At 55.1% G+C, this 16,045-nt stretch carries 12 protein-coding genes and 1 tRNA gene; 9 read left to right on the top strand and 4 right to left on the bottom strand.

The window, feature by feature from the left end:
- The first annotated feature begins 213 nt into the window (after positions 1 to 213).
- Both ACN0VD_RS08650 and ACN0VD_RS08645 read left to right on the top strand, forming a co-directional pair.
- Positions 214 to 1,050: a hypothetical protein gene (locus tag ACN0VD_RS08650; protein ID WP_417593535.1), complete on the top strand. Its 837-nt coding sequence runs from the start codon at positions 214 to 216 to the stop codon at positions 1,048 to 1,050.
- Positions 1,051 to 1,137: 87 nt separating this feature from the next.
- On the top strand, positions 1,138 to 2,436 hold the full coding sequence (locus ACN0VD_RS08645; RefSeq protein WP_417593572.1) for a homoserine dehydrogenase: 1,299 nt from the start codon (positions 1,138 to 1,140) through the stop codon (positions 2,434 to 2,436).
- On the opposite strand, the gene ACN0VD_RS08640 is transcribed toward ACN0VD_RS08645, so the two are convergent.
- Positions 2,437 to 2,913: a hypothetical protein gene (locus ACN0VD_RS08640; protein WP_417593534.1), complete on the bottom strand. Its 477-nt coding sequence runs from the start codon at positions 2,911 to 2,913 to the stop codon at positions 2,437 to 2,439. It lies immediately after the preceding gene.
- Between the two features lie 62 nt (positions 2,914 to 2,975).
- Here ACN0VD_RS08640 and glpX point away from each other — a divergent pair, with 62 nt between their 5' ends.
- The 3 genes from glpX to ACN0VD_RS08625 are packed head-to-tail and all read left to right on the top strand — an operon-like array spanning position 2,976 to position 5,774.
- Positions 2,976 to 3,950: a class II fructose-bisphosphatase gene (gene glpX / locus ACN0VD_RS08635; RefSeq protein ID WP_417593533.1), complete on the top strand. Its 975-nt coding sequence runs from the start codon at positions 2,976 to 2,978 to the stop codon at positions 3,948 to 3,950.
- Position 3,951: 1 nt separating this feature from the next.
- Positions 3,952 to 5,187 carry an alpha/beta hydrolase gene (locus ACN0VD_RS08630; protein ID WP_417593532.1) on the top strand — a complete coding sequence of 412 codons (1,236 nt, stop codon included), beginning with the start codon at positions 3,952 to 3,954 and terminating at the stop codon, positions 5,185 to 5,187.
- 2 nt (positions 5,188 to 5,189) lie between these two features.
- Positions 5,190 to 5,774, top strand: a complete 585-nt coding sequence (locus tag ACN0VD_RS08625; protein ID WP_417593531.1) for a uracil-DNA glycosylase family protein — start codon at positions 5,190 to 5,192, stop codon at positions 5,772 to 5,774.
- Here ACN0VD_RS08625 and ACN0VD_RS08620 read toward each other — a convergent pair.
- The gene (locus ACN0VD_RS08620; RefSeq protein ID WP_417593530.1) at positions 5,771 to 6,262 is read right to left on the bottom strand and encodes a flavodoxin family protein; all 492 of its coding nucleotides are present in this window, start codon (positions 6,260 to 6,262) and stop codon (positions 5,771 to 5,773) included. The genes ACN0VD_RS08625 and ACN0VD_RS08620 overlap by 4 nt on opposite strands.
- 64 nt (positions 6,263 to 6,326) lie before the next feature.
- Between ACN0VD_RS08620 and recJ the strand changes: the two genes are divergently transcribed.
- The 4 genes from recJ to ACN0VD_RS08600 all read left to right on the top strand — a co-directional run bounded on the left by recJ (position 6,327) and on the right by ACN0VD_RS08600 (position 11,200).
- Positions 6,327 to 8,093 carry a single-stranded-DNA-specific exonuclease RecJ gene (recJ, locus tag ACN0VD_RS08615; protein ID WP_417593529.1) on the top strand — a complete coding sequence of 589 codons (1,767 nt, stop codon included), beginning with the start codon at positions 6,327 to 6,329 and terminating at the stop codon, positions 8,091 to 8,093.
- Positions 8,094 to 8,284: 191 nt separating this feature from the next.
- A tRNA-Glu gene (locus ACN0VD_RS08610) sits at positions 8,285 to 8,359 on the top strand.
- Positions 8,360 to 8,894: 535 nt separating this feature from the next.
- On the top strand, positions 8,895 to 9,923 hold the full coding sequence (locus ACN0VD_RS08605; RefSeq protein WP_417593528.1) for a LacI family DNA-binding transcriptional regulator: 1,029 nt from the start codon (positions 8,895 to 8,897) through the stop codon (positions 9,921 to 9,923).
- On the top strand, positions 9,872 to 11,200 hold the full coding sequence (locus tag ACN0VD_RS08600; protein WP_417593527.1) for an MFS transporter: 1,329 nt from the start codon (positions 9,872 to 9,874) through the stop codon (positions 11,198 to 11,200). The genes ACN0VD_RS08605 and ACN0VD_RS08600 overlap by 52 nt, the downstream gene beginning before the upstream one ends.
- Here the strand turns inward: ACN0VD_RS08600 and ACN0VD_RS08595 are convergent.
- Both ACN0VD_RS08595 and ACN0VD_RS08590 read right to left on the bottom strand, forming a co-directional pair.
- Positions 11,197 to 12,753, bottom strand: a complete 1,557-nt coding sequence (locus ACN0VD_RS08595) for a tryptophan halogenase family protein (protein ID WP_417593526.1) — start codon at positions 12,751 to 12,753, stop codon at positions 11,197 to 11,199. The two genes, ACN0VD_RS08600 and ACN0VD_RS08595, sit on opposite strands and share 4 nt — an antisense overlap.
- Positions 12,754 to 12,872: 119 nt before the next feature.
- On the bottom strand, positions 12,873 to 15,890 hold the full coding sequence (locus tag ACN0VD_RS08590; RefSeq protein ID WP_417593525.1) for a TonB-dependent receptor: 3,018 nt from the start codon (positions 15,888 to 15,890) through the stop codon (positions 12,873 to 12,875).
- Positions 15,891 to 16,045 lie beyond the last annotated feature (155 nt).

Genomic DNA, 16,045 nt, shown 5'->3' with positions numbered 1-16,045 from the left:
CCCTAGTCAAAGGGCATGGGGCTTAAAAAAACCGTCGCGACCTTTGTTATCCCGTATGACAGCCTTTCGTTCACTTGCCAGCTGTCTTAAATTTGTTTTAACGCGGTAGTTCCAAGCAGGCAATCGCTTTGTTGGTTCAGCACCGATTAAGCTGATAAAGACCTAGAACAGGGGGTAAATTCAGCCTCCTGAAATCCTGTTACAGAGAAAATCATGCGCCCTTTTATGATACTCGCCTTTACATTAATTTTTAGCCAATTTGCGTTGGTTCCGGCTTTTTCGCAAGTCCCGGAACAGGCTGATCCGCTGCAATATGCCGACCTCGCCGACCTCAGCGTGGACGCCCCGATAATTGTTTATGCGACGGTTAAAGAAGCGATTAAAGTTGCCCCGGAACGGGCTCCAAATGCACCGCCGGGAACGCAAAGATTTTATATTATTGCGTCAACTCAGGCGTTGATTCGTGGTCAGGGAGGAGTCGGCGAAACGATTCGCTATATAATCGATTTGCCGCTTGATGCTCGCGGCCGTGCCCCCAAAATAAAGAAGAAACCATTCATCATATTCGCCCGTCGATCATCCGGCGGTGGAGACAATGTGCAACTTGTCGCCCAGGATGCCCAAATTGCCTGGACCCCGGCGCGCGAACAACGGGTCCGTTCGCTGGTGCATGAACTGGTCGCCAGGGACGCACCGCCCGCCATATCCCGCATCGCAAGCGCTTTTCATGTGCCAGGCACAATTATCGGCGAAGGTGAAACCCAGATTTTCATGGAAACAGAAACGGGATCCCCTGTTTCAATCACAATATTGAAACGCGCGGGCCAACAGCGATTCTGGGCAGTGTCCCTGGGCGAGATTGTCGACGAATCGGCGCGTGCGCCGGTCAGAAACAGTCTGCTGTGGTATCGCCTGGCGTGTTTCCTGCCCCGTCAATTACCGGCCGATGCGCTCGCCACCGACAACATGGGCAATGCTCAACAGGCTCGCAGCGATTATCAAATGGTTCTCCGTGATCTCGGCAACTGTCCGCGATCACGCCAGCCATAGGGCAACAGAACTAGTACTGGCATTCGTCAAAGGCGGCGCTAATAAGGCGCCAACAATCTCACCTGAAACGAAAAGAGGCCAATGATCATGATTGCTCCGCTTCGCATAGCGCTCGCTGGACTGGGCACCGTCGGAACCGGAGTCATCCGGCTCATCGAAGAAAATGGTGCCATGATTGCGCAAAGGGCCGGCCGCCCGATTGTCGTAACCGCCATTTCCGCCCGCGACCGTGACCGCGATCGCGGCATCGATCTGACTGCATATCCCTGGTTCGGCCAGCCCGAACAACTCGCGGCGCAGGACAATATTGACTGCGTAGTCGAAATGATTGGCGGCGCTGATGGCATTGCTCTGGATCTCGCACGCAAAAGTCTGGCTGCGGGCAAATCTTTTGTCACCGCCAACAAGGCAATGATCGCCCATCACGGGATGGAGCTAGCCAAGGCAGCCGAAACCGGAAATCTTTCGCTGAGATATGAAGCAGCGGTTGCCGGCGGCATACCGGTGATCAAGGGGCTGCGCGATGGCGCTTCCGCCAATCGGATCGAGCGCGTTTACGGCATTCTTAATGGCACGTGTAACTATATTCTCACGGAAATGGAAAAATACGGACACGCTTTCGATGATGTTTTGAAGGAAGCGCAAGAGATCGGCTATGCAGAAGCAGATCCCAGCTTTGATATCGATGGTGTGGACGCAGCCCACAAACTTGCCATTCTGGCGGCGCTGTCCTTTGGTAAGGCGCTCGATTTTGAAGGAGTCGAGATCGATGGTATTCGCAATATCATGGCAGCTGATATCAGCCAGGCAAAGGCATTGGGCTATCGCATCCGCCTGCTGGGCATGGCTCGGCTTGACGACGGGAAATTGTTCCAGCGGGTCAATCCATATCTGGTGCCCGAAAGTCATCCCCTGGCCCATATCGATGGATCGACCAATGCCGTCGTTGCCGAAGGCAATTTTTCGGGTCGGCTGATGTTTCAGGGCGCGGGCGCGGGCGAAGGACCGACGGCCTCTGCTGTTGTTGCAGACCTGATCGACATCGCCCGCGGGGATGCCGGCACGGTATTTGCCGCCCCCGCCAGCAAGATGGAACCCTGTCAGCGCGCCGAAAGCGGCAACCGGATAGGCAAAAGCTACATTCGGTTCGTCGTCGCTGACAAACCTGGCGTTCTGGCTGAAATTACCGCCGCCATGCGCGATGCCGATGTATCCATCGAGAGCCTGATCCAGACCGAAAAAGCCACCGAAGGATCTGTGCTGATTTCCATGGTGACCCATGACAGTCGGGAACGGAACGTCTCATTGGGTCTCGCCGCCCTGTCCAGCTCAACCAGTTTGAAAGCCGCCCCAGTGGTGATGCATTTGCTCAGCGATCAGGACTGATCAATCTCCGGTTAGAACACCGTCACGAAATTGTTCTTGATAATCGTTGGTCGGGACATCGGGACTTTCAACCCCGACGATCTTTTGTAAGCCCTCCAAAATCCGACCGCTTTTGCCGTTACCCACAACTGATTGGAGCCTTTCGGTGAAGCAATTGCTGTCCTGTAGCGAAACTCCGCAGCTTCCGGACGCCACGCGCGACGAATTCGCCGCCGGAATTTCTCCACGCTGCGGCCCGCCATTTGAATTTGGTCCGGCCAGGTCCGGAAACGGCAGTCGCTGCTGTCGATCAATTTCCGGGGTACCACAGACCACAATCTCATCACTGGCCCGGTGAAGAAGGCAGCCATCAGCATCAACGGCCGCCAGTTGCCGGGCATGCTCAATCAATTGTCGCGTTCGATCGTCTGGCGATACCGCCTGTCCCATCGCGCTGGACGGGATCAGCAAAAGGATCAGGAAAACCGGTCTCGACATTGTAATATCGCTCCCCTATCGAGAGTTCAAAATTACCCCCTACAGAAGGACTACTCCACAATATGCCAGAAGCAAGCCACATATTAGACCGCGTACTGGTTATGGAAATGGTGCGAGTCACCGAAGCGGCAGCCATTTCAGCGGCCAATCTGATCGGTCGCGGCGATGAAAAAGCGGCGGATGCAGCCGCCGTGGAAGCAATGCGCGCTGCGTTGAACGAATTGGAAATATGCGGCACCGTGGTGATCGGCGAAGGCGAACGCGACGAGGCCCCGATGCTTTTTATCGGCGAGAAAGTCGGTTGCGGCTGCGAAGGTGAGGCTCCGGCGATTGATATCGCGCTCGATCCGCTGGAAGGTACGACCATTACCGCCAAGGCGGGCGCCAATGCGCTAGCCGTACTGGCAATTGCCGAAAAGGGCAATCTGCTGAACGCACCCGATGTCTATATGGAAAAATTGGCGGTCGGACCTGGCTATTCACCAGATATCATCGATCTCAATAAATCGGTGACCGAAAATGTCGAAGCGGTCGCCAAGGAGAAAGGTGTCCCGCCGGCAGAGATAATCGTCTGTGTTCTCGATCGTCCGCGGCATGACAAGATTATTGCTGAATTGCGCGGTATCGGCTGCGGAATCATGTTGATTCCCGACGGTGATGTTGCCGGCGTGATCGCCACCTCCGATGAAGACACGACCGTGGATATGTATATGGGCAGCGGTGGTGCACCGGAAGGTGTGCTCGCAGCGGCTGCGCTGCGCTGTGTCGGCGGACAGTTCAAGGGACGCCTGTTGTTCCGCAACGATGATGAACGTCAGCGCGCCTATAAATGGGGCATTGAGGATCTCGACAAGGTTTATGACCTGAAGGAACTGGCAAAGGGCGACGTAATCTTTGCCGCTACGGGCGTTACACACGGATCGTTGCTGGAAGGCGTCAAGAAATTGCGCGGCGGCAAGATGACCACTGAAAGCGTCGTCATGCGTGCTTCGTCCGGCACAGTGCGCTGGGTAAAGAGCGAACATCGCAAAAACTGATATGGGAATCGCAGGCATTCAACTGCTGCAGCGTGTTGCGTCGAAGGCCAGATGGACGATTTTCGCTTTACCGTGGCTGATCACGGGTTGCGTCACCCCGGTTGAATATGGGAAGCTTCCGCATGCAGCCTATGTTGCGCCGGAACGATGCAATCCTGCGGCTACAACGCCGGTCGACTGGTCCGACAAGCCTTTTTTCTTTGTCACAAGCCGACTGCCGGATTGCCTGACCGACGACATCAGTCTGCTCCATCATCGCGGCGACAAGGTGCGCTATGGCCATTTTGCGACGCCGCGAGACGGCGAGCAGAAATCAGGTGAAGGCCGTCGCGCCGTTCCTCTGGCCTTCTCCCATTCGCAACTATGGTGGGCGAATCTGGCAGACAGGATGAAAGCTGCAAACGGACGGGTGCTGCTCTATGTCCACGGCTATCGGGAAACCTTTTTCTCAAGTTCGCGCGATACGGCGCAAATTACACGGCTAACCAACTTCACCGGGCCGGCCATTCAGTATAGCTGGCCTTCGCAGGGCGCCCTGCTGAAATATCCGGTCGATGAAACCAATATGTATTGGGACGAACGCAATTTTCGCAAATTCCTGATGCAGCTGGCACAGCTGGAAACGACGAAGGAAATCGTCCTCATTTCCCATTCGCTCGGCGCGCGGCTCGTCTTGCCATCGGTGGAATATGTCGACCGCAATGTCCCCAATGGCGATTCCAGTGTCATTTCAAACATCATTCTCGTGTCGCCCGATGTCGACACGCAGGATTTCGAACGCGACATTGCCGAAGAGATATTGTCGGACCGGCGAGTCCGGAACGATCGCAGAATTACAGTCTATGCATCCCTGCATGATCGGGCTTTGTCACTGTCAGACAATTATCACGGCTATCCTCGTCTGGGCTATCCGAGATGTTTTGATCCCTTTGAAGCCGCAGACCTGAAAGCGAAAAATCTTCCCGAGCGATGCTATGCCAAACATCCAAAATATGCGGAGGCAATCAATAAGACGGCTCTGACCATCATCGATAGCACTGCAATCAGTCGCGGAACGTCAGGCCATAGCAACTATCTGCTCAGTGCACCGGTTTGTAACGATTTTGCGGCGGTGGTGAACGGCGAGCGAAGTCCGGCAGGCCGTCAGGCAACGCACCTTGCGCATGTATTCACTCTGGCTCCGCCGCCAAAAGGTGCAAAGCCCGACCATTTGGCAATTTGTCGTCGGAAAGAATGATAGTGCGTGATAGCGAGGCGCTTTCCGACCTGCTCGTCAAAGCCCGGGCCTGCACGATTTGTTCTGATTTGCCGCTCGGTCCCAAACCTTTGGTGCAAGCCTCTTCGCGTGCCAGGATTCTTATTTCCAGTCAGGCTCCCGGCGCCAAAACCCATGAAAAAGGCCGACCGTTTGATGATCTGAGCGGCAAAAGACTGCGCGATTGGCTGGGCGTCACCGAGAATCAATTTTACGATCCCGGTCTGTTCGCAATCATTCCGATGGGCCTCTGCTATCCCGGCACGGGCAAAGGTGGTGATCTGCCGCCTCGACCGGAATGTGCTCCGGCCTGGCGTCAGCCGTTGCTGAATCAGATGCCCGAGCTGAAACTGACGCTGGTGCTCGGCCAATATGCTCTCGACTGGCATCTTGGCGATAGGAAATCCCGAACCCTCACCGAAACCGTGAAACGCTGGCAGGAATTCTGGCCGGAAATCTTGCCCCTGCCCCATCCCAGCCCGCGCAATATCCGCTGGTTCAAGGCAAACCCCTGGTTCGAGGCAGAGGTTATTCCGGTCCTGCAGAAACGCGTGAGCGCACTAATCTAGAAGATACCCATGGCCAGCCCAGCCGATAGTGTGGCCCCGATCTCCGAGCATTTTGCGAGATCGGTTGGCCCGATCGTCTTTTGCGCCAATATTTCGTCTTGAGTCTGCGCGTCGGTGCAGACAATCAGTGTGTCGATCACTTTCTTGAGCCGCCAACCGGTTGCGATCCGCTCCACCTGTTTCTTCGCATTTCCGCCATCCGATCCCGCGCAAATCATTGCGGCATAAGGCAGCCCCTCGATCTTTCCGAGCACGGGATAATAGCAACGGTCGAAAAAAGCTTTCATCACGCCGGCAATCGCCGCGAGATTTTCCGGTGTCGCAAAAATATAGCCGTCGGCGGACAGCATGTCTTCCGGCTGACAATCTTCGGCACGGATGACGTGCACGTCCGTACCCTCCTCGCACCGCGCGGCGCTGGCCGCAGCCTCGACCATCTGCTGAGTGCCGCCGGTATAGCTGTAATAGACGATCAGTAATTTTTTCATCGCGCCCCCCTAACAAGGAACAGACCGATTGTCAGCGCCCCGGCTTTGACGCATAGCACCCACCATGAATGCAGTCTTGAACGTAGAAAAATCCCTGTCTGGCCAGAGCTGGCGCTGGCGCAGCACCAGCGCGGACGCGCGCGATCCGGGTTTCCAGCCCGATGATCTGGTCACCCAGCTACTGCTCGCACGCGGCGCGAGCCGGGAAACGCTCGCGGTCAACCGCCAACCGACGATCCGTGGTTTCATGCCCGACCCCTCGGTCTTTCGGGATATGGATACGGCAGCGGATCGGCTCGCTCTTGCGATCAAGAACCAGGAAAAAGTCACGATATTCGGCGACTATGATGTCGATGGTGCAACCAGCGCCGCATTGCTGATCCGCCTGCTGAGGGATCTCGGCCTGGAAGCGGGCTATTATATTCCTGACCGCTTGATGGAGGGCTATGGCCCATCTGGGGAGGCTCTGGTCAAGCTGGGTGAACAGGGCAGCAATCTGGTGGTCACGGTTGATTGTGGCGCGATGGCCTTTGAAGCACTCGACATGGCGCACAAGGCTGGCGTCGAGGTCATCGTCGTTGACCATCACAAGTGCGCGGTGGAACTGCCCAGGGCAATCGCGCTGGTCAATCCCAACCGGCTCGACGAGAGCGATGCCGGCGCTGAACATGGCCATCTCGCCGCCGTCGGCATGGCATTCCTGCTCGGCGCGGCTCTGGTGCGAACGCTGCGCAACCAGGGGTTTTTCAAGGACCGGGCCGAGCCGAAACTGCTCGAACTGCTCGATATTGTCGCCCTTGGCACGGTCGCCGATGTCGCCCAGCTGCGCGGCCTCAATCGGGCCTTTGTCGCGCAGGGTATCAAGGTGCTCGCAGGCCGTCAGAATATCGGCCTCTCGGCGCTGATCGACGCCAGCCGGCTCAAGCGCGCCCCAATCTGCTCAGACCTAGGATTTGCGCTCGGGCCGCGAATCAATGCTGGCGGACGGGTCGGAAAATCCGATCTCGGCGTGCGACTGCTGATTACGGAGGATTCGGAAGAAGCGCAGGCCATTGCCGCCGAACTCGACCATCTCAACCAGGAACGCCGAGCGATAGAATCTCATGTGCTGGAAGAAGCCGAAGCCATGTGTTCTGCCCAGCAGAATCAGGCAGTAGCGGTGCTCTCCGCCAAAGGATGGCACCCGGGGGTGATCGGGATTGTTGCCGGACGGATCAAGGAGAAGCTGGACAGGCCAGCGATCATCATCGCACTGGACGAAGACGGCATCGGCAAAGGCTCGGGCCGCTCGGTGTCCGGAGTCGATCTGGGGGCCGCCATCATTGCGGCCAGGGACAGCGGACTGCTGATTGCCGGCGGTGGTCATGCCATGGCTGCAGGCGTCACCATCGCGGTGGACAAGGTGGATGCTTTTTCCGAATTTCTCAACGACCGTCTCGCTGAGAGCGTTGGCAAGGCGCAGGATGGCAAGGCCTTGCTACTTGATGCGGTGCTGTCACCCAAGGGCGTCAATCCGACGATGGTCGAGGCGATGGATGGCGCAGGCCCCTATGGCATGGGCTGGCCCGCGCCCCGCATCGCCACCGGGCCGGTGCGAATCATCAAATGCGATATTGTCGGAACCGACCATGTCCGGATGATCGTCGCCGGCGATGACGGCGCATCGATCAAGACGATAGCCTTTCGCGCTGCTGAAAGCGATCTCGGACAGGCGCTGCTCCACGCTCCCCGCGGGCGCAAATTGTGGATAGCCGGCCGCGCCAAGATCGATGACTGGGGCAGCCGCCCCTCGGCGGAAATCCATCTGGAGGATGCCGCATGGGCCGATTGAGGGACGCAAAAAGCGTGTCTGGACTGCGTCATTATAGTAATCACTGCTCAACTGTCGGCGACCCGCAAACCGGTAAGTCGCATGTCTTTCCCGCCCCGCCAAACAATAGGCCGGAAAAACCGACGGAAAGAGGGTTGACCAAAGCCGAGCACCCCCCTAATGGCCGTGGCTCGCTGACCAGCAATTGGTATGGCCCCTTCGTCTAAGGGTTAGGACGCGGCCCTTTCACGGCTGAAATACGGGTTCGAATCCCGTAGGGGTCACCATTTTTTTCAATAGCTCCACGCTGTTGGATTTATTTTTAAACAATATATGACAAATAAACATGCGTGAATTTGATCACGCATCCGCTGACTTATGATTAGCGGAACATGATGATCTTTAATTTCATCCCGAGGACAACAAAATTTCTCGCCAGTAGTTCTGCTCTTATACTCTAAGACACGTCTTCTATCTTATTTCTTGATAACTATCATAAGTAGATGATCCACTAACCACAATTTTGGCAAGCGTTCAAACTTGAGCCATCATCCACTTGAGAAATGGAGCTCATGCCCACTGCGGCAGACCGATCATGCGAGATCAAGGAAAGACGATTCTCCGTATCATTTTTCACTCTTGATCCTCGTCCCGGTTTTGAGCAACTTTTCTTTTGATTCCAGCCAATAACCCCGTCTGGGCCGGCAAGTAAAATATGGCTGATTTTGTTGCAAATCAGCGGCAATGAACCTAGAAACATATAGACTGTGAGCGCCGCATGACGGAATAAAATCTCATAATGAAAACGAGTATAACCGGATAATGTCAGATTCGAAAAAGCGGGCTACGATTGTTGATGTTGCAACGGCTGCAGATGTCTCGATCAAGACCGTTTCGAGAGTTTTTAATGACGAGCCACATGTTCGGAAAGTTCTCCGGGACAAGGTCCTGAAAGCCGCAGAGGAACTTGACTATCATCCCAATATAATGGCGCGCGGCCTCGTCGGCCGGCGCTCCTTTCTGCTAGGTCTGATTTACGAGAATCCCAGCCCAAACTATGTTGTGGAGTTACAGCGCGGGGCACTCGATCGCTTGCATGGAGAAAAATATCGCCTGCTCGTGTTACCGGTTGAGTCCATTGCGAAAGTCGCAGGCAAGATCATGAGCATCTTGCGAGCTGCGGCGCTCGACGGGGTCATCCTGACACCGCCAGCGTCCGATCACCCTCAGGTGCTGAGCGAGCTGACGCGTCACAATTTTCCGTTTTCCCGCGTTGCTCCGACCGAATCGCTGGATATTGGTCCCAGCAGAACAACCGACGACGTCGAAGCGTCGCGAAAAATGACCGCTTATCTGCTCGAACTCGGGCATCGGCGTATTGGCGTTATCAAGGGCGACCCGACCCACCCGTCTAGTGGCGCCCGACTGGATGGATTTCTGGATGCCTTGAAAACCGCTGGCGTATCCCATTCGCCCGATATGGAGGAACAAGGCTACTATACCTATGAATCCGGCCTGGCAGCAGCGCATAAGCTGCTTGACCGGTCGGATCGCCCGACTGCAATTTTCGCGCAGAATGATGACATGGCTGCCGCAGCGATCATGGCCGCCCGTGACCTTGACCTCAGTGTGCCCGATGATGTCTCGATCGCCGGATTTGATGATAGTGCGATCGCCCAAATTGTATGGCCTCGCATCACCACCATCCACCAACCCGTTTATGACATGGCGCGCGACGCGACAGATGCCCTGATCGCGAAGCTCGAGAACAAACCGTTTAATATGCTTGAAACGCATGCTTGCGAATTGATTGTCCGGCAATCAACCGCGCCGCCTGCCAGTCACTCGTGATCCAGCGCCGCGAACGTCTGAGCTATGCTGCAGGCGACGTCGGCTTTAATCTGATCTGGCAGTCGATAGAACTGTACCTGTTGTTCTTCTATATTCAGGTTCTGCATCTGCCACTCGGCATTGCCGCCAGCATTTTTCTGATCGGTGCAGTCGTTGACTGGCTTTTCGATCCGATCATTGGTGCTCTCGCCGACCGCATGGCAATCCGTTATCCGATGAAGCTGTGGGTCCTGCTCAGTGGCCCGCTGATTGCCGTTGCATTATGGCTGGCCTTCCGCTCACCCGAGCTTGAAGGACATAGTCTGGCGCTATATGCCGCCGCCACCCATGTCGGGTTGCGATTTGCCTACGGTTGCGGGAATATTCCTTATGCCGTTTTGACCGCGCGAATTACAGATGATCCGTCGGAACAACTGAAACTGACCGGCCTCAGAATGCAAGGCGCAGCACTTGGCGGACTGACTGCCGCCACCATTTATGCTTTGGCATCCGGAAGCGACGCTCCGTTTCTGGTCGGTGCCCTGGTTCTGGGTGTGCTGGCGCAGCCCTGTTTCTTCATCACATGGCTTGGCGTGAAGGAGCGTGTCGCTGCGCCGCCCACGCCGCTCTTATCCCTTCCCCAGGAGATTTCTCACTATTTCAGATTGATCGGACAGAATGATGCCCTGCGCCGCTTACTGCTGACGATTGTCGCCGCAGGATTGAGCACGACCGTGACGGCCAAGTCGATTCTGTTTTTGTTTGACCGCGATCTTGGCAATTCCGAATGGGGATATTGGGCCGCGCTTCTTCCGTCTGCAGCACTGCTGATAACTGCGCCATTATGGGTCGCGCTATCAACCCGAATCGGTCTGGTCGCAACTTTGATTTGGACGGTATTGCTGCACATAATCGCGCTGGTCATGCTGGCGATATTCTATTCCCACGGCCTGACAATCGCGACAATCATTCTGGCCATTGCGATTGCGGCGACTTGCGGCATGTCAATCATGTTCTGGTCGATGGTACCGATTGCCATCCGCGACCTCGAAACGCTACCCGGTGGAACCGGCTGCGCAGCCCACGTTTATGCGTTGTCCAATGTCGCCCGAAAATTGGGGCAGGCATTGGCACCACAGATTATCGCATTAAGTCTGGCCTTGACCGGCGGCGCAGATGCCACAGCAAAGGGGGGAGCGGTTTTGCCGGGGATGATCCTGGCGGCGATCATTTGCTGGATCGCTGTTTTCCTCTATCGGCCGACCAGCGAGCGACATGGCAACGGTCAGACCGGCTAACGCCCGAAACCGGATATTGACGGTGGATGAAAAGCCGGACGGGGATGGTTGCCCGATGCGATCAACGCTTCGAGAAACTGATCATGCGGTGGAGCAGCGGCAGCGAACTGACCGACCGCAGCACTCACCTGCCCCATTACTTCCCGAACATCCATGAAATCGGGAATATCCACCAATGGATCATAGCTCTTCGGCTTCAGCCCCATGCCGCGTGCGACGAAAAACCAGCTCAAATCGTGAAACAGCTCGCGCCGGCGCGATATGATCCGGCCGTTATTTTCAAACATTTCGATCTTTTCGGCGAGGCTGTGCGGCAGCGGTGTTTCCCGGACATGATCCCAGAATGGTTCGCCAAGGCGCTGATTGGGGTAATAATGGAGCATGAGAAAATCGCGAATATGCTCATATTCAATCAGGGTCTCGCGATTATAGGCGACTTGCAGCGGGGGATCAAAATTGCGATCAGGGAAATAGTCGAGCAACCGGTTGAGGCCAGTCACGACCAGATGGATGCTGGTTGATTCCAGCGGCTCGAGAAATCCGGCAGACAAACCGATCGAAACGCAATTTCCGTCCCAGAATTTCTTTCTATGACCGGCGGTAAAACCGATCACCCGCGGATCCGCAAGAGGTTTTCCATCCAGCGAACCAACTAGCCGTTTCTCGGCATCGGCGTCGCTGATGAAAGCACTGGAGTAAACATAGCCATTGCCAACCCGGTTCTGCAGCGGGATACGCCACTGCCAGCCAGCTTCCCTTGCGGTCGACATCGTATAAGGCGTTCGCGGTACCACCGCCTCACTCTGCACGGCAACGGCGCGATCACAGGGCAGCCAGCTGGTCCAGTCTTCATAACCGGCGTGCAAACTCTGTTCGATCAGCAACCCGCGGAAACCCGAACAGTCAATGTAAAGATCGGCCGACACGGTCGAGCCATCATCGCAGAATAGCTGGTCGATATGCCCACGATCATCGACCGTTGCCCGTTCGACTTTACAATCAAGGCGGATCACCCCGAGTTGTTCGGAAACCCGGCGCAGATATTTGGCCACCAAACCGGCATCAAAATGCAATGCATAAGAAAGAGCACCGCCCGGAAACTGGCCATCAGCTGGCGGGAAGAGAAATTTGTCCTGCTCGGCCAAAGCGATGGAGGGGCAGAAGTCCGCGACCCGGCCTTCATGCCCCTCAGCCTCATTCTTCCACCAATAATGGTGAAAGGGTCGGCGATCGATGGTGACGCCAAAATTGCCGAACGGATGCCAATAGCTGTGACCGACCTGCAACCAATCCCGAAACTCGATCGCCAGTTTGAAGGTGGCCTGCGTTTCCTTTACAAAATCGACGGGATTGATTTCAAGCAGTTTGAGAAATTCAAAGATCGGCGGGATCGTTGCCTCGCCTACCCCTATGGTTGGTATGGACGAGGATTCGATCAGCGTGATTTCGGCGTCGTCGCGGGCAAAAATGCGACCCAGCAAACAGGCAGCCGACCAACCGGCGGTGCCGCCTCCGACAATAACGATTTTTCTGATCTGACGCGTTTCACTCATAATCGTGGTCCGCTCTCCTGACCGCCACACCGTGACTTAGCAGTTGTCGGGCCGGCTAACAAATTAGCAAAAAAAAGCGAGCCCGTATTCGTATGAAATACAGGCTCGCATCATGGGAGCTAGAATTTGAACTTGCCGCCGACATAAATCCTGCGAGAGCCCGATTCATAGCGGAACGGTAATTCCGGGAACTGCAAATAAGCGGACTGATTAGCCTTGGTCAGATTAATCCCTTCGACAAAAACCCCGAAATTCTCGTTGATGTCGTAGGATAGCTGACCATCGAACTGACCGTAAGGCCGGCCATAGATGCCCAGCGTCCGGGTAACCCCACCATCGCCAAATCCGAAATTACCCAAGAGTTGTTTGGAGCGCCACGAATAGGACGCCCGCGCAGCAAATCCGTCTTTCTCAAAATAGACCTGACCGTTGAACGAATGTTTCGAAACACCTTCAAGCGGCAGATTGGTATCAAAGTCATTCGAACCATCCGTCTTGGTGTCACTGAAAGTATAGTTGCCGGTAAAACCCAGTCCGAAATCGAAGGCATATTGCCCCGCAAGTTCAAAGCCACGGACTCGTCCGCCGGTGCCATTGGCTGGCTGGTTAACGGGCCCCAGACGTCCACCGCCCTGATCATTGACGAATACCGGGACGGTTTCGGTCACGATAAACGAGTCGACTTCTTTCCAGAATGCACCGACCGAGATCAGCCCCTGACGCCCCAGATATAGTTCGTAAGCCAGGTCGAACTGATAGGCCCTGAACGGTTCCAGTCCGGCGTTGCCACGCGACCCGTTGGTAAACAGAAACAGATTCTCTGTCGGTGAACCGACCGTACTATCCCGAGTAAACTGGGTCGAAAAGCCACGCCCCAGATCGTCCAGCTTTTGCCGGGCAACAACCCGCGCCGCGGAGAAACGGAGCTTCTGGTCATCGGCCACGTCAACCACCGCGTTGATGCTGGGCAAGAAATCCGTAGTACTCTTGGTCGTGGTATCTGTCTGGAAATCACGCAACACACCGTTCCAGCTATCCGTACCCCAATAGCTGGGATCGGCGTTGGACGGCTGATTCTGGTCGACGCGCAATTTGGTGTTGATGATCCGAAGCCCGACATTGATGTGATAGGGATCATCGGGACTGCCCATATCAGCCATTACATAGGCGGATTTGGTTTCTTCCTTCACCAGATAGGCCTGTAGCGGATCCTCAAAGAAGCTGAACGGCGTATCGGGGTAGAGAGCCTGAATCCACGCGAGGGCATCGGTCATTTGGGACCGATCTTGAACGGTCAGCGACCCGCCGGGTATATTTTTGCCGCCGGCAAAATTTTCGATCGTTTCCAGACGCTCGGGGTTGGAAAGAAAGGATTGTATCGGTGCTATGATAACCGGGGAATTCCCAAAACGGCTACAGCCTGCAAATGCCGCCGGTTTATTGACTTCCGGCAGATCGCAAATCTTGTAACCAATAGCCGGATCCTGGAAATAGCCATATGGTGTCCAGTTGTAAGAGAAACCGTCAACCCGTTCTGCATCCGGAATCGCCGTTGCGTCCAGCTCACCCTTACCGGAATAGTCTGCCAGATAACGACCCGATGCGAAGCGCACCTGACGCTGGCCATAGCGGAAACCGGCGCTTAATGTGATTGCATCGGCATCACCATCATCTACGTCATAAGCAAAATCCGCCTTGATGGAATGCCCATCGACTTCCGATCGGTCGCCGAACGCCCAATGCGACTTGAACAAGCCATAGGCCGGATTGGTAAATAGATCGGTTGGCGTTCCTGGACCAAAACCAAATGTCGGAAATTTACCGTTTTGATAGGTAAAGTCCCAAGTCGCCGGAGCAGCAGGATTGCCCGCAACGCCATTCACCAGCGCGCCACCCGCACCATCTTGTCTGACGGTATATGCAGTTTGGCGAACATCGGCGTTGGCAACTTCGCGGGTGAGATTTGCAGTTGAATAATTTGCCGCAATATTGGCTCGAAAGTTGGTGCCATTATCGAACTTGATACCAAACTGAAGATTGTCAGATATGATATTACTGATGTCGACAAATGAGATGGCTTCAGAGGAATTGGCCTGCACCGTACCGCTTTGCAGAATTCCATCGCTGTCGATAGTTGCCCCCGGGCGGAGTTGCAGCAACTCGCCCTGACCAAATGGGAATTTGAGAGAGGCTTCGCGCGTATCGATCTTCAGTTCGGAATGGATATAGTTGGCACTCAGCTCGAGCTGATCTGTCGGTGTGTAATTGATCCCCAGCGATGCGCCCCACCGCTTGCGATACTGATCACGATCCTGAATGTAACGATATTCTGGCGCATAATAGTTGGTGGGCGTAGTCGCTTGATCGCGACGACCGTCCGCAAATGCCCAGTTGCCACGGTTTTCACCACCAAGAACATTGTGATGATCATTGGTCTGATCATAGCTGAAGGAAGCGATGATCCCCAATGTGTCATTGAAATTATAACCAGCAACCACTGCACCCGTTGGTTTCCAGCCACTGATTTCTGATCCTTTGTTCAGACGCGCATTGCCCGCGAGGGTCAGACCATCCTTCATATCGAGCGCGCTACGAGTCTTGAGATTGACGATTCCGCCAAGGCCGCCTTCGAGCAGTGATGCATTGGGCGATTTATAGACTTCAACGCCGCCGATCAGTTCGGAAGGGACACCTTCCAGCGAATCCTGACGGACGAAATTGCCTTCACCGACCTTGAAGTTTTCCAGACCGCTTACAAACAGATCGCCGTTCAGAAGCGTCACATTCTGCTCGAGTCCGCGGATACGGACTTTTGTTCCCTGTCCATTTTCACGATCGATCTGGATACCGGGAAGACGTTGCAGGGATTCGGCAATATTCTGGTCCGGGAATTTACCGATATCTTCTGCCGTAACCGATTCAATAATCAGATTTGAGTCGCGTTTTGCGACCAGAGCATTTTCCAGAGAAGCACGAAAACCGCTGACGATAATGATATTGTCATCCGTTTCGGCAGCTTCCGCTTCCGGTGCCGGAGCAGGCGCGTCCTGAGCCGTGGCAATGCCGGTGCTTCCCATTGCGTAAAAGGAAGCAGCAGCCATCAGACTACGTCGAGTTATATTTCTGTTACCGATCATTCTAACATCCTCCCGAATGTAACGCTTGTCCGCGAAATCATTCATTTTTAATCATCTGCAGCCGTTGCGACTCGCAAATGTGAAAAAGGGCTAAATGCACGCCCCAGTTGCGCCAATGGACTCAGACAAGCCCATCTCGCATACTGATCTGCAAG

Origin of the sequence: Parasphingorhabdus sp. (assembly GCF_048267785.1) — a bacterium.
Lineage (GTDB): Bacteria > Pseudomonadota > Alphaproteobacteria > Sphingomonadales > Sphingomonadaceae > Parasphingorhabdus.
The sequence above is the reverse complement of the archived record's forward strand: the minus strand, read 5'-3'. Positions and strand labels throughout refer to the sequence as shown.

Bases quoted from the DNA above. Each gene is read 5' to 3' on its own strand.
- glpX (WP_417593533.1), top strand. From the start codon at position 2,976: ATGCCAGAAGCAAGCCACATATTAGACCGCGTACTGGTTATGGAAATG.
- ACN0VD_RS08630 (WP_417593532.1), top strand. From the start codon at position 3,952: ATGGGAATCGCAGGCATTCAACTGCTGCAGCGTGTTGCGTCGAAGGCC.
- ACN0VD_RS08595 (WP_417593526.1), bottom strand. From the start codon at position 12,753: ATGAGTGAAACGCGTCAGATCAGAAAAATCGTTATTGTCGGAGGCGGC.
- ACN0VD_RS08640 (WP_417593534.1), bottom strand. From the start codon at position 2,913: ATGTCGAGACCGGTTTTCCTGATCCTTTTGCTGATCCCGTCCAGCGCG.
- ACN0VD_RS08650 (WP_417593535.1), top strand. From the start codon at position 214: ATGCGCCCTTTTATGATACTCGCCTTTACATTAATTTTTAGCCAATTT.
- ACN0VD_RS08645 (WP_417593572.1), top strand. From the start codon at position 1,138: ATGATTGCTCCGCTTCGCATAGCGCTCGCTGGACTGGGCACCGTCGGA.
- ACN0VD_RS08605 (WP_417593528.1), top strand. From the start codon at position 8,895: ATGTCAGATTCGAAAAAGCGGGCTACGATTGTTGATGTTGCAACGGCT.
- recJ (WP_417593529.1), top strand. From the start codon at position 6,327: ATGAATGCAGTCTTGAACGTAGAAAAATCCCTGTCTGGCCAGAGCTGG.
- ACN0VD_RS08590 (WP_417593525.1), bottom strand. From the start codon at position 15,890: ATGATCGGTAACAGAAATATAACTCGACGTAGTCTGATGGCTGCTGCT.
- ACN0VD_RS08620 (WP_417593530.1), bottom strand. From the start codon at position 6,262: ATGAAAAAATTACTGATCGTCTATTACAGCTATACCGGCGGCACTCAG.